The following is a 12,603-nucleotide window of genomic DNA, read 5'->3' as shown; positions in this document are numbered from 1 at the left end:
TCCCGGCCGCCTCGGTGTCGCCCATCGCGTTCGCGCCCGCGTCCGGTGTCGCCCGGGGCGTCTCGCCCGCGTCCGGCGTTCGGGCTGAGGGTGGGTGGCCTCAGCCCGGGGCGAGGGCCGCGTCGGTGGCGGGCCGGGCCCCGGCGACGAACGCGTCCAGGCCGGTCCCGTGCAGCACGCTGCCGGGCACCCGGTCCCGCGCCGCCAGGGCGGCGAGCCGGGCCACGGGCAGCCGTCCGGGGCGCGGCGCGGCGGCGAACACCAGGTTTCCGTACCGCCGCCCGCGCAGCATCCGGCGGTCGGCGACCAGGCAGACGTCGGCGAAGACGGCCCGCAGGGTGGCCGCCTGGACCCGGGCGAAGACCAGCGGCGGCAAATCGGTCACGTTGACCAGGAGTACGCCGTCGGGACGCAGCGTCCGGGCCACCTCGGCGGCGAACTCGACGCTGCGCACGTGGGCGGGCATCCGTGCCGCCCGGTAGATGTCCGCGAGCACCAGGTCGTAGCCCGCCGCGGGCTCGCGACCCAGCGCGTCGCGGGCGTCGGCCACCCGCACGTCGACGGCGGCGGGCAGCGCCGGCAGTTCCCGCGCCACCAGCTCGAGCACGGCCGGGTCGCGTTCCACCACCCGTTGCCGCGAGCCGGGCCGGGTGGCGGACACGTAGCGGGGGAGGGTCAGCGCGCCGCCGCCGAGGTGCAGCACGTCCAGCGGACGGCCGGCCGGCGCCGCCAGGTCGACCACGGCGGCCATCCGCCGCACGTATTCGAAGTGCAGGTGACGGGGGTCGTGGACGTCCACGTAGGACTGCTCGACGCCGGCCGCGAGCAGCGTACGCCCGGTGGGGCGGGCGGGGTCGACGACCAGCTCCAGCCGGGGCGCGTCGGAGGGGTCCATCCCGGCAGGCTAGCCGGGCGGGTGGGCCGGCGGGTGGGCGCCCGCCGGCCCGTGCCCCGGTCAGCCGCCGGCCATCCCGGCGCCGGCCTCGTCGATCGCGTCGTCGACGGCGTGGGCGAGGTCCACGTCCATCGCGGTCACCGCGTCGGCCTGCCGCGACCGTACGGTCAGCACGGCGGTGGCCGGGTCCGGACGGCCGATGCGCGGGCCGCGCCCGGTGTCCTGCCGCAGCCGGTCGAGCCGGTCCAGGACCCGGTCCAGGTTGTCCGCCGGCAGTTCCACGGTGCGGGTCAGCACGCCGCCGTCGCCGGACCAGTACGGCAGCTCACCGAGCGCCTCCCGCAGGTCCGCGTCGCTCAGCGGGGGTGTCGCGCTGGCCGCGCCGACCACCCCGCCGCCGACGGGTGGCGGATCCAGCAGGTCCCGCAGGCCGTCGGGGACGTGCAGCGACTCGATCAGGTCGCCGTCGTGGTCGGCCAGGGCCGCCACGGTCGCCTCCGCCTGGTAGCGGGCCTGCTCAGGGTTGCGGCCACTGATCCGGCCCACCTCGGCGAGGAAGCCGGGCAGGTCCCGGCGCCGCCGGATGCCGTCCACCGGGACGACGTCGTGCAGCTTGTCCGGCACGGCCGACAGCAGCCTGCGGCGTTCCGCCTCGTCGAGGGCGGACGCCAGCACCAGCACGGTCGCCTCGACCCCCACCTTCGCGGTGCGGAAGTCGGCCCCGGTGCGGCGCACGACGTCGTCGACCAGCGCGCGGTAGCCCACCGGCGTCCCGTCCGAGATGCCGGACCCCCGCTCGGGCAGGGGCCGGGGGGACTCCGGGACGCCCGCCGGTGGCGGAGCCGGCCCCCCGCGGGTGCTGTCCGGCTTGTGGCGGCTGCCGGCCGGCGGCGGACCGGCACGCTTGCCCTGTTCCAGGTGGGTGAGCTGCTTGGAGGCGCTCAGGCTGGCCCCCGTCTCGCTGGCCTGCATGCCGCGCTCGCGGGCCTGGCGGGCCAGCGCGCGGCGACGCTGGTTGTCGCCCTCCATCTGCTTGCGCATGGTGACACCTCGCTTCCGCTCGTGGTTGCGGTCTTCCGCCGGTCGCCTTCCCGTCGTCACCGGCACCGAAACGGACGCCGCCGGCCGGGCCGGCGATGCCCGCGGGGCGGCTTCATCCGGCGGGGGTGAGGGGCGCTCACCCGGCGGGGGCCGACGATCGCAGCGGACCGGAGAACTTCCGAGCACGCGGAAGGACAGGTCGTGATGAAGCGGATCGTCGAGATCGTTCCCGCCAGACCCGGCTGGTACGCCCGCTGGCGCCTCTCACCCGAGGACACCCGCTGCTATCCGGTGAGCCTGTGGGCGTTGCTGGAGGAGGGCGACGGCTCGGGGCGTGAGGTGGTCGGGGTGGACTGCATCGGCCAGTGGCCCGGCGCGGACGACAACGAGGCGGGTGGGGTGTTCGTCCGCTATCTCTTCCAGACTCCCGATTCCGGGCCGCCGGAGGACGCCGAACCACCGGCGACGCGGCAGCTGCGCACGACGGGACCCCGGCTGCAACCGCTCACCGCACCCTGATCCTCACTCCGGCCCCCGGCCCCTGGTCCCAGGGTCGGGGGCCACCCCTCGCCCGGGACGGTCCCCGGCCTCAGCCCACCCGGCGGATGCCTGCGTCGCCCGCGCGTTGCACCGCGAGCAGTTCGGCCAGGCCGGTGCGGTCGAGCAACTGCTGGAGCTGGGGGCTGACCCCGCAGAGCCGGATCGCGCCCGTGCCGCCGTGATGGGCGGTCAGGAACGCGCTCAGCCCGGACGAGTCGCACAGGCTGACCCCGCTCAGGTCGAACAGGAGCTCCTGGTAGCCGTCGCGGCGCAACTCGGCGGCGGCCTCGACCAGCTCCGGAGCGGTGTCGAAGTCCAGCTCACCGGACAGCCGGAGCCGGGCGCACCCGGCGTCGAGCCGGGTCACCTCGATGGTCAACAGCTGTGCGGCCATGCGTCCATGTTCCCAGCCGCGGGCCCGGGAGCAAAGCCCGGGGCTCCGTCGGCTCCGTCAGGCCGTGTCGGCGAGACGCCCGGCGGCACCGTCGGCCGCCGGCAGACCGTCGCCGAGCGGCCGGGCGAGCAGGCCCGCGACGCCGGTCATGTCGAGGATCGTCTCCAGGAACCGGGGCACGGCGCGCAGCCGGAGGGCGGTGCCGCACTGCTGCCCCTCGCGCCACGCGTGCACGATCACGCCGAGGCCGGTGCTGTCGATGAAGAGCAGGTCGGTGAAGTCGAGGACGAGGCCGGGCGGAGCGTCGGCGAGCACCCGGTCGACCTCGGCGCGCAGCGGCGCGGCGGTGGCGTAGGCCAGGTCGCCTCCGACCCGGATGAGCGGTGCGGCCGGATCGGACCGGTCGACGGCCATGCTCAACGGAGTCGCCTGGGGTTGGCTCCGGTGGGACAGCAAGATCACGCCTTTCCGCAGGCCCCCGAGGGACAGGGGTGAGGGGATCGTAACAACGCCCGGCCGGTGCCGCCGGGTACGCGAGCGCCTACGGGCGTCGGGTGGCGGGCGCGGCGTACGGGCGTAGGGTGGGTGCCAGAGACTCGACCACATGTGCCGCCTCGCGGTGGCGCGGACGTCCGACAAGGAGTGGGGCTTAGCTGGTGACTGCTGCCGACGTCCGGGACTGGGATCCCGGCGACGGACGGATCCCCACGCCGAGTGCCGCACGGGCCGCGGCGTGGTCCGACGACGCCCCGGCACGCCCCGCGCCCGCCCTTCCCGCGCTCGCGGCCGATTCGGCGCACGTGGCCGACCTGGAACAACTGGCGGCCGACTGGTCCGAGGTCGTCGAGCACTTCCGCGAGGGCCTCGTCGTCTGCGACGCCCGGGGCGTCGTCCAGCACGTCAGTCCGGTCGCCGAACGCCTGCTGCCCGAGGTCGCCGAGGGCGAGCTGCTCGCGGCGGCCGGCATCACGGGGCTGGCCCCCGGTGCCGAGTTCACCCACCACGACCGCCGGCTGCGCGCGCGCCGGGTGTCGCTGACGGCCGCCCGCTGCTGCTGGTACGTCGAGGACGTCACCGAGAGCGTCACCCGCGCCGACGCGCTGCTCGCCGAGCGGGCCCGCTCGGCGTTCCTGGCGGTCGTCGGTGAGAAGCTCGGCAATCCGCTGCACCCCGACCGGGCCGCCGCCGCGGCGGTCCGGCTGGCGGTGCCGACGCTGGCGGAGGTGGCGGTCCTGGTGCTCGCGCCCCGCTCCGGGCGGGCCCGCTGGTGGCGGGCCTCCCGCAGCGAGGACGACGCCCCGGTGGTCGACAGCGGCGTCCTGCCCGCCGCCGACCTGCCCGCGGCGATCACCGAGGGGCTGGACGGCGCGGAACCGCACACCGTCGACTGGCTGGCGGAGCAGGCGGTGGAGGCCGGCTGGCTGCCCGGGCTGAGCGCGGGCGAGGCCTGCGCGCGGGTGGTGCCGCTGCCCGGCCGCGACACCCCGGCCGGCGTGCTGCTGGTCGCGCGGCGCGTCGAGCGCTGGTACGACGAGGCCGACGTGGACCTGGTCCGCGCCTTCGCGGCCCGGGCCGGGGCGGCGCTGACCACGGCGCTGCTCTACCGCGACCAGGCCGAGGTCGCCGACACGCTCCAGGCGAGTCTGGTGCCGGTGGAACCGGCCGAGGCGGCCGGCGTGCAGTGGGGCACCGCCTACCGGCCGGCCCAGGCGGGCCTGCGCATCGGCGGCGACTTCTACGGCTCGCACCGGCTGGCCGACGGCGGCTCCGTGTTCTTTCTCGGCGACGTCTCCGGCAAGGGCGTCGAGGCGGCGGTCTTCACGGGCCAGCTGCGGCAGTGCCTGCAGGCGCTGCACCGGGTCGAGTCGCAGCCGGGGCGCCTGCTGAAGCTGCTCAACGACGCCCTGCTGGAGACCAGCCAGGCGCAGGGGCAGGGACGCTTCGCGACGATGGTGCTGGGGGTGGTCCGCCCGCACCGCGACGGCGGCCTCACCCTGACCCTGGCCGGCGGCGGCCACCTGCCGCCGCTGGTGCTGCGCGGCTCCGGCGAGGTCGAGACGGCTCCGCTGTCGGGCATGCTGGTGGGCGTGGTGCCCGATCCCCGTATCGGGGAGGTGACCGTCCGGCTGGCGCCGGGCGAGACCTGCCTGCTCTACAGCGACGGGGTGACCGAGGCGCGTGGTGGTCGCCGCGGCGACGAGCAGTTCGGCACGGAGCGGCTGGTGCACGCGGTCACCGGGTGCGAGCGGATGCCCGCGCCCGCCCTGGCCGAGCGCGTCGAGCAGGTGACCTGCGACTGGTTGGCCCACGGCGACCACGACGACATCGCCGTGCTCGCGTTGCGCGCGACCGGCCCGGGCGGGCGTACGCCCCGGCACCTGCACGCGGTGCCGGACGCCACCGGGGCCGCCGAGGTGAGAGGGAGCCGACCGTGACCGCCGCCCCGACCGGGAGCACGCCGGCCGCCGCCTGGAGCGGATACCTGGACTGCCTCCAGGAGGCCGACGAGTACGCCGCCGTCGAGGTGGCCACCGGCCTGCTCGAGGCCGGCGTGCCCGCCGAGCGGGTCCTGCTCGACCTGGTCGCCCCGGCGCAGGCCGAGGTGGGGGAGCGCTGGGCGCGCAACGAGTGGAGCGTCGCCCAGGAGCACGCCGCGACGCACATCAGCGAGCGGGTGGTGGCGGCGGTCGCGGCGTACGCGAACCCGCGCCCCACGCGGGGCCGGGTCGTGGTGGCCTGCATGGACGGCGAGTGGCACGCCCTGCCGCCCCGGCTGGTCGCCGAGGTGCTGCGGCTGCGCGGCTGGCAGGTCACCTTCCTCGGTGCGAGCGTCCCCGCTCCGCACCTGGTGTCGTACCTGCACCGGCACGACGCGCACGCGGTCGCGCTCGCCTGCGCGCTGCCGGTGCGCCTGCCGCACGCGCACCGCATGATCGAGGCGTGCCGGCGCGTGGACGTACCGGTGGTGGTGGGCGGCCGGGGATTCGGCACGGACGGGCGCTGGGCCCGGCGCCTCGGCGTCGCCTGGGCACCGGACGCCCCGACTGCCGCCGACCTGGTCGCCGACGAGCGCGCGCTGCGTCGGGTCGCGCCGGCGGAGCTGAGCCACCTGGCCGACGACGAGTACACCAGCCTGATCAAGCGGCGCGGCGAGTTGATCGACGGGGCGCTGGCGGAGTTGCGCGAGCGCGTGCCGGGCACCCGCGACTACACGCCCAGCCAGATGGACTCCACGGTCAGCGACCTCGGCTACATCGTGGACTTCCTGGCCGCCGCGCTCTACGTCGACGACGGCACGCTGTTCACCGAGTTCGTCGACTGGCTGGTCGAGATCCTCACCAGCCGGGGTGTGCCGGCCCCCGAGCTGGGCGCGACTCTGGAACACTACGGGCGGGTGCTGCGCGACTTCCCCCGGGCCGCGCGCTTCGTCGGGACGGCCCGCTCGTCCGTGGCCACGGTAGGCGGCGTCGAGTCCCGCTGAGCGCCGGTGCGGCCGTGTCCGACACCCCTGCTTATACTTGCCGCACTGCAAGCATCCGCCTGCGGTGGAGCGAAGGGGACAGGGGTGACGTTCACCGTCACATGCGCCGACCGTCAGGGCGGGACGGCACGCCTGCGGTTGGCCGGCGAACTCGACCTGAGCACCGCACCCGAACTCTCCGCCGCCATCGACCGGCTGGTCGACGCGGGCGAGCGCCGCCTGCTGGTCGACCTGACCGAGCTGACCTTCTGCGACTCCACCGGCATCGCCGCCTTCGTCCGGGGTGACAACCGTGTCGCCGCCGACGGCGGGTGGCTACGGCTGACCGGCGCCACCGGACGCGTCGACCGCGTCCTGCAGGTGACAGGGCTGGCCGAGGTGCTCCGACACGAGCCCGGCAGAGCCGACCCGACAGCGCGCTCCGCCGGCTGATGGGCTAGATTTTCCCGCCGGCACAGAGCGCCCCGCGATTTGCCGTTCCAGCGACCCGAAGCAGGTAGTGATGGGTGCAGACAGCCCGAGTCCGGTTCGCATCCTGGTGGTGGACGACGACCCGGGTGACGTGTTGATGATCGAGGAGGCCCTCGCGGACTCCGACGTCGAGAAGGTCATCGACGTCGTCAGCGACGGCCAGGAGGCGATGGAGTTCCTGCGCCGCGAGGGGCGTCACACCGACGCCCGCCGGCCGGACGTCATCCTGCTCGACCTGAACATGCCCCGGATGGACGGGCGGCAGGTGCTCGGCGAGGTCAAGAGCGACGAGGACCTGCGTACGATCCCGATCGTCGTACTGACCACCTCCAACGCCGACACGGACATCGTGGGCAGCTACACGCTGCAGGCCAACGCCTACGTCACCAAGCCGATCGACCTGGACGACTTCAACGACGTGGTGCGCCGGATCGACGAGTTCTTCGGCCGGGTCGTCGTGCTGCCGAAGCGCTCCTGAGGCACGCGGGCGGACATCCTGCCCACCGGGCCGCCGCCGCGCAGGCCCGGGCGTGTCCGCATGGTGAACATTTTTCCTGAAGCCCCTCCGACGCCGTACCCAGCGTCGAGGATCCAGGTTGGGGAAGGAATCACCAGCTGCCTGGGGGGCGACAGTATGAGGTTCTCCGTCGTTGAGACCGGCTACGACCAGCGGCAGGTCGATTCCTGCCTGGACGAGATCGGCATCCGCCTGTCCCGGCTCGCCGCCCGGGCGGAGGGTGCCGCGAGGGCCGGTCGCGAGTGGGACGAGATCCGTGACGAGGCGACGGCGTTGCGCGGCCTGCTGCGGCGCCTGGATCTCGGTGATCCGGACGGCACCCGGGGCGGCGCGCGGGGCGCCGAACGGGAGGCGGCGGACCTCCTGGCCCGGGCGCGTGTCGAGCTGGACGCCGCCCGGGAGGAGGCCCGGCAACTGCGCGAGCGCGTCTACGCCGAGGCGGTGCAGGCCCGTCGGGAGTTCGAGGAGGCGCTGCACGCCCGGCGCCGGCGCGAGGTGCGGGTCGACCGGATCCTCGACGGGCTGACCAGCGAAGCGGTCCCGGCGGACACCCCGACCGCCGCGGCCGGGATGCCCGGCAGCGGTGTGCCGGCGACCCGGATCGGCGCCCGCGCGGCGGATGCGCCCACCGACCCGCCGGGCGGTCGCGCCGGCATCCGCTGAGCTGCACGTGCGGGACGCGTGTCCCGCACGCCGTCAGGTCAGTGCGGCGACCACCGTGGTGGCCAGCTCCTCGTGCCGGGCGTACGCGTCGGGGAAGGCCGAGACCTGCACGGCCTGGGCGGCTCCGGCGACGCTCATCTGCTGCCAGCCCGGGACGTCCCGCAGCGCCTCGTAGAAGGCCCGCGCGGCGTACGACGGGCGCATCAGCTCGCGTACGCTGCCCCAGCCGCTGCTCGGTCGCTGCTGGAACAGGCCCACCGAGTCGTGGTCGGCGCCGCTGCCCTGGTGCGGGTACCGACTGGACTCGGGAAGCACGTCGCTGGCGAGGTTGTACAGCCGGCTCTCCTGCATGGCGGTCGCCACGGCGACCACCAGCGCGCGGCGGGGCATCTTCATCTCGACGCCCACGTCGACGACGACCTTGGCGTTGTCCATCTGCGCCTGGGTGAGCCCGGCGACCGGGCGGGGGCGGGGCGGCGGCGTTGGCTTGCGTGGCGCCTTGCGGGTGGCCGAGGGGGTCGGCTTCGGCGTCGGGCTGGGGCTGAGCGTGGGGGACGGGGAGACGGCCCGCTCGAGCGACCGCGAGGCGCGGTCGTCGTCGACGGCCCGCTCGACCAGCGCCTCGGCCACGGGCTCCCGCGTGGCGTCGGCGTCGGCACGCGTGCCGGCGTACGCGGCCACGCCGAGACAGCAGGTCATGCCGGTGGCGAGCGCGACCCGGACGGGAGTCGAGGCCAACAGGGCCCGGCTGACGCGACGCTGCCGTTCCGGAGCGCGGTGCCGGCCGATCGTCCGTTCGGTCGAGGCGGGATCGTCCGGGCGGGCGGCCGGCCGGTCCCGGGTCAGCTGCTGGTCGAGGCGGTCGTCGGGGTGCACCCGCCGAGGCTAGAAAGGCGAGCGGCTCCTGCCATCGGCCAGCTCGGTGGCATGCGTCACAATTTGCGCCGATCTGCGGGTAGATCACGCCCGCCAGGGGAGCAATCCCGCTATCCGCCCCTGTCGGTTCTTCCACCTATATCCGATAGGGGGTAGCCAACCGGGCAGCGGGTCGGTCCCGGCTGTCCGCGTCGGCGTCGGGCGGTGCGTCCACCGAACGGCGGAGGCGCTGCCGACCGCACGGACGGCCGCCGTGGCCGGTCGAGGTGCGCACCCGGGGCGTCCGGGCGCGCTCGCCGGGCGTCGGGGCCCGCTCAGTGCCGGCCGTTCTCCGCCGGGGTCACGGTGAGCCGGTGCCGGCTGCCGTCGCCGCTGGAGAAGGGCCACAACCGGTCCGCGTGCTCCACCAGCTCCACGAGCTGTTCCCGGCTGAGCCCGGCGGACGAGATGGAGGCGTGCACGTCGGCCCGGTAGCGGCCGTCGTCGTCGCGTCCGAGCTTCGCCTCCGCGCGTACCTGCACGGTGTGCGCCTCGTCGGTGATCTCCCCGGCCGCCTCCACCGCCGCGTGGTGCAGGCAGGACGCGAAGGCCGCGGCGAGCAACTGCTCCGGGGTCAGTCCCGAGCAGTGTGGTGCCAGCGGAGACGCCAGGGCCGTGGAGAGGCTCCCGTCGTCGGTGCGTACGTGGCCGCCCTCGGCGGTCGCGGTGGCCGTCTCGTTCAGCCAGGAGCTCGATTCCGGCATCGCGTTCCTCCCGTCGCTCACCCGCCCGGCTACCCGGCCCCCGGCCGGTGAAACCGCTGGTGCCCCCCGCAAGCCCGTCGCGCGGCGCCGGCCCATGCCGGAACCGGGCAGCGGGAGCAGGCCGGGGACAGCGGGCCGCGGCGGCGGCGTGTCGGGTGGCTCAGCCCGCTTGGGTGGACCACTCGGGAAGGGCAGCCGCCTCGGTCACCTCGGCCGCCGCCCGTTCGTTCCACGGCGACATCGATCCGCCGCGCTGCCGCGGCGCCGCGGACTGCTGCAGCGGCACGTACACCCGGGCGTCCACCGCCTCCGCCAGCAGCAGCGCCGCCATCAGGCTGGACGGTCGGTCGGCCGGGTCGTCGGCGAGGCAGCTCGCGCACAGGTCGGCGACCTCCGGGGGCAGCCCCTCGATCTGCGGCAGCGGCAGCGGCGGGTACCGCCGGCGTGCGCCGAGCAGCTGGGTCGTGGTGCCCGCCTGGTACGGCAGCCGGCCGGTCAGGCAGTAGTAGAGCAGGACGCCGAGGGCGTACATGTCGGCGGCGGGTGTCGCGGGCGCCCGCTCCAGCTGCTCCGGCGCGAGGTAGGCCGGCGTGCCGACCACCATCCCCTCGGGCGACCGGTCCGGGGTGCCGGACGGGGTGGCGATGCCGAAGTCGAGCACCTTCACGCCGGCCGGGGTCAGGATCACGTTCGCCGGCTTGACGTCGCGGTGCACGATGCCGTGCGCGTGAGCGGCGGCCAGCGCGGCGCTCACCTCCGCGCAGACCCGTACGGCGATGCGCCAGTCCAGCGGCCCGGCCCGCAGGTGCGCGGCCAGCGTCTCGCCCTCGGCCAACTCCATGACGATGTAGGGCACCTGGCCCTCGGGGCCCGTCCCGCAGGTGCCGAAGTCGTGCACGAACGCCACGTTCGGGTGCACCAGCCGGGCGGCGGACCGGGCCTCCGCGCGGATGCGCTCCACGGAGGTGTCCTGGCCCTCCTGCCCGGGGGACATCACCTTCACCGCGACCGGCCGGTCCAGCACCGCGTCGTGGGCCCGCCAGACCTCCGACATGCCGCCGATGCCGATGCGCTGTTCGAGCCGGTACCGCCCGTCCAGCGTTCTCATCGACCGCTCCCTGCGCCTCGTGGCCCGCCCGCGACGGGCGCCAAGGCAGCGGTACCCGGGCTCCGATCAGGGCAAACCGCTGCCGGATCCGGGCGGGGCGGCCCCGGCTGCGGTAGCTTGCGAGCCGGGGCCGGTGTCGGGCCGGTTCGGGGGAGGGCGGCGCGCGGATGAGCGAGGTGACCGTACGCTTCGTCGGCGGCCCGGCGCACGACCTGGTGCGGGCGTTGCCCGCCGAGCCCGACGGCTCCCCGCCGGCGCACTGGATCCTGCGCCACCCCGACGGCGCGGGCGCGGCCACGGCCGGCGGGCCCGACCACCTCTACCGGCGCGAGCCTCCCGTCGGCGGCGGCACCTGGACGATGCGCTTCGTGCACACCTATCCGGTGGGCATGACCGAGTGAGCCCGCGCGCCGCCCGCGCGGCGATGCGGCGGCCGAAGTGGCCGGTCGCGGTCGGTGGACGCACGACGGGGTCACCGGCACGGTCGGGCCGCACCGTGTCCGCCGTCCGGCTGCGGGACGTCACCACCGACGCCTGACCGCGCCGCGCCGGTCAGTCGGCCAGCAGCTCTGCCAGTGCCTGGCTGATCCGCTCCGCGTGCCGCCCGTCCGGGTCCTCGTCGGCGTTGAAGTCGGTGACGCTCACGCCGATCAGCCGCCCCGAGCGCACCAGCGGCCGGGCGAGCGCGAGCACGTCGGCCCAGTCCAGGCCGCCCGGCTCCGGATAGCTGACCGCCGGCAGCACGAGCGGGTCGAGCACGTCGAGGTCGAGGTGCAGCCAGGTCGGCGTCGTACCGACGGCGAGGTCCCGGCCCGTCGCCGCCGCGTCGGCGCCGCGCAGCCGGGTGGCCGGCACCAGGTGGACGGCCGGGTCGACACGGGCGGCCTCGCTGCCGTCCGTGCCCCGGTCGAGCGGCCGGTGGCCGAGCACGTGCACCTGGTCGGGGTCGACCAGCGGCCCCTCCCGGTCGAGGATCCCCGCCGGGCCGTGGTCGGTGACGATCGACAGGTCCATGTCCGCCGCCTCGCCGGTGGGCGAGGTGCGACCGTCCTCGAAGTCGAGGTGGGCGTCGAGGAACCACAGGTCGAAGCCGGAGGGCAACCCCTGCAGGATGCCCGGCAGGATGGCGCAGTCGCCCCCGAGCACCAGCGGCTGCCGTCCGGTGCCGAGCAGCGTCGTCACCCGGACGGCGATGGCCCGGGTGGCGCGGCGCACCTGGTCGACGCCGATCACCCCGGTCTCGGGATCCCGGACCGGGTCGGTGATCAGGGCGTCGACCGCGCCGGCGTCGGCCACGCCCAACCGGCCCAGCAGCCCGGCGGCCCGCAGCGCCGCAGGCGCCCGGTGCTCGCCCCGGCCACGTCCGGAGGAGTCGAGGGGAGCGTCCAGCACCGACCATCGCACATCCGGAGGCTAGCCCGGCGGTGGCAGGCTGGGCGGCATGTATCGGGAACGTCCGGCCGGGTTCGCCGGCGCGGTGCTCTGGACCAGCGCCACGACGGCGGGCGCCGCGCCGAGCAGGGTGCTCCCCGACGGTTGCCTCGACCTGCTCTGGTCGAGCCGCTCGGGGCTGACGGTGGCGGGTCCGGACCGCACCGCGCACCTCAGCGGCGGCGGGCCGGCGGAGCGCTGGGTGGGGCTGCGGCTGCCGCCGGGGACCGGCCCGGCGGTGCTCGGCGTACCGGCCGTCGAGTTGCGCGACCGGCGGGTTCCCCTGGCCGAGCTGTGGGGCGAGCGGGCCGTCGCCCGGCTGGCCGAGCGGGCGGAGACGGCCCCCGGCGAGGTGCTCACGGAGATCGCGGCGCGGCGGCTGCGGGCGGCCGGCGGACCCGATCCGCTCGGCGCCCGGGTCGCCGCCGCGCTGGCCGCCGGCG

The 12,603-nt window shown here is 75.8% G+C and carries 16 protein-coding genes; 8 read left to right on the top strand and 8 right to left on the bottom strand.

Annotated features, from left to right (window positions below):
* Positions 1-100: 100 nt before the first annotated feature.
* Both V6U77_RS26400 and V6U77_RS26395 read right to left on the bottom strand, forming a co-directional pair.
* Complete coding sequence (locus V6U77_RS26400) at positions 101-895, bottom strand: spermidine synthase (protein ID WP_334609426.1); 795 nt, start codon at positions 893-895, stop codon at positions 101-103.
* A gap of 60 nt (positions 896-955) precedes the next feature.
* On the bottom strand, positions 956-1,936 hold the full coding sequence (locus V6U77_RS26395; protein WP_334609425.1) for a DUF2267 domain-containing protein: 981 nt from the start codon (positions 1,934-1,936) through the stop codon (positions 956-958).
* A gap of 204 nt (positions 1,937-2,140) precedes the next feature.
* On the opposite strand from V6U77_RS26395, the gene V6U77_RS26390 reads away from it, so the two are divergent.
* Positions 2,141-2,455, top strand: coding sequence for a hypothetical protein (locus V6U77_RS26390; protein WP_334609445.1), 315 nt, complete (start codon positions 2,141-2,143; stop codon positions 2,453-2,455).
* Positions 2,456-2,525: 70 nt separating this feature from the next.
* Here the strand turns inward: V6U77_RS26390 and V6U77_RS26385 are convergent, their stop codons facing one another.
* Both V6U77_RS26385 and V6U77_RS26380 read right to left on the bottom strand, forming a co-directional pair.
* Entirely contained in the window at positions 2,526-2,870 is a 345-nt protein-coding gene (locus V6U77_RS26385) for an STAS domain-containing protein (protein WP_334609424.1), read from the bottom strand.
* 57 nt (positions 2,871-2,927) lie between these two features.
* Entirely contained in the window at positions 2,928-3,284 is a 357-nt protein-coding gene (locus tag V6U77_RS26380; RefSeq protein ID WP_334609423.1) for an STAS domain-containing protein, read from the bottom strand.
* Positions 3,285-3,526: 242 nt separating this feature from the next.
* Here V6U77_RS26380 and V6U77_RS26375 point away from each other — a divergent pair, with 242 nt between their 5' ends.
* From V6U77_RS26375 to V6U77_RS26355, 5 genes are all read left to right on the top strand, one after another.
* On the top strand, positions 3,527-5,305 hold the full coding sequence (locus tag V6U77_RS26375; RefSeq protein ID WP_334609422.1) for a PP2C family protein-serine/threonine phosphatase: 1,779 nt from the start codon (positions 3,527-3,529) through the stop codon (positions 5,303-5,305).
* A complete protein-coding gene (locus V6U77_RS26370; protein ID WP_334609421.1) occupies positions 5,302-6,351 on the top strand; it encodes a cobalamin B12-binding domain-containing protein in 1,050 nt (349 codons plus the stop codon). The genes V6U77_RS26375 and V6U77_RS26370 overlap by 4 nt, the downstream gene beginning before the upstream one ends.
* An 84-nt stretch (positions 6,352-6,435) precedes the next feature.
* The gene (locus V6U77_RS26365; RefSeq protein ID WP_334609420.1) at positions 6,436-6,783 is read left to right on the top strand and encodes an STAS domain-containing protein; all 348 of its coding nucleotides are present in this window, start codon (positions 6,436-6,438) and stop codon (positions 6,781-6,783) included.
* 70 nt (positions 6,784-6,853) lie between these two features.
* Positions 6,854-7,300: a response regulator gene (locus V6U77_RS26360; RefSeq protein ID WP_334609419.1), complete on the top strand. Its 447-nt coding sequence runs from the start codon at positions 6,854-6,856 to the stop codon at positions 7,298-7,300.
* A gap of 156 nt (positions 7,301-7,456) precedes the next feature.
* Complete coding sequence (locus V6U77_RS26355; RefSeq protein WP_334609418.1) at positions 7,457-8,002, top strand: ATPase; 546 nt, start codon at positions 7,457-7,459, stop codon at positions 8,000-8,002.
* Positions 8,003-8,035: 33 nt separating this feature from the next.
* On the opposite strand, the gene V6U77_RS26350 is transcribed toward V6U77_RS26355, so the two are convergent.
* The 3 genes from V6U77_RS26350 to V6U77_RS26340 form a co-directional block, all read right to left on the bottom strand.
* Positions 8,036-8,878: a hypothetical protein gene (locus V6U77_RS26350; RefSeq protein WP_334609417.1), complete on the bottom strand. Its 843-nt coding sequence runs from the start codon at positions 8,876-8,878 to the stop codon at positions 8,036-8,038.
* A 314-nt stretch (positions 8,879-9,192) separates the two neighbouring features.
* Positions 9,193-9,621 (bottom strand): OsmC family protein, encoded by a 429-nt coding sequence (locus V6U77_RS26345; protein ID WP_334609415.1) that lies wholly within the window; start codon positions 9,619-9,621, stop codon positions 9,193-9,195.
* Between the two features lie 160 nt (positions 9,622-9,781).
* Complete coding sequence (locus V6U77_RS26340) at positions 9,782-10,729, bottom strand: serine/threonine-protein kinase (protein WP_334609414.1); 948 nt, start codon at positions 10,727-10,729, stop codon at positions 9,782-9,784.
* A 167-nt stretch (positions 10,730-10,896) separates the two neighbouring features.
* On the opposite strand from V6U77_RS26340, the gene V6U77_RS26335 reads away from it, so the two are divergent.
* The gene (locus V6U77_RS26335) at positions 10,897-11,130 is read left to right on the top strand and encodes a hypothetical protein (RefSeq protein WP_334609413.1); all 234 of its coding nucleotides are present in this window, start codon (positions 10,897-10,899) and stop codon (positions 11,128-11,130) included.
* Positions 11,131-11,281: 151 nt separating this feature from the next.
* Here the strand turns inward: V6U77_RS26335 and V6U77_RS26330 are convergent, their stop codons facing one another.
* The gene (locus tag V6U77_RS26330) at positions 11,282-12,133 is read right to left on the bottom strand and encodes an arginase family protein (RefSeq protein WP_334609411.1); all 852 of its coding nucleotides are present in this window, start codon (positions 12,131-12,133) and stop codon (positions 11,282-11,284) included.
* Between the two features lie 37 nt (positions 12,134-12,170).
* Between V6U77_RS26330 and V6U77_RS26325 the strand changes: the two genes are divergently transcribed.
* Positions 12,171-12,603 (top strand): DUF6597 domain-containing transcriptional factor (locus tag V6U77_RS26325; RefSeq protein WP_334609410.1); only part of this gene is annotated, 433 nt, incomplete at its 3' end.

The organism is Micromonospora sp. CPCC 205546, assembly GCF_036902715.1.
Lineage (GTDB): Bacteria > Actinomycetota > Actinomycetes > Mycobacteriales > Micromonosporaceae > Micromonospora.
The sequence above is the reverse complement of the archived record's forward strand: the minus strand, read 5'-3'. Positions and strand labels throughout refer to the sequence as shown.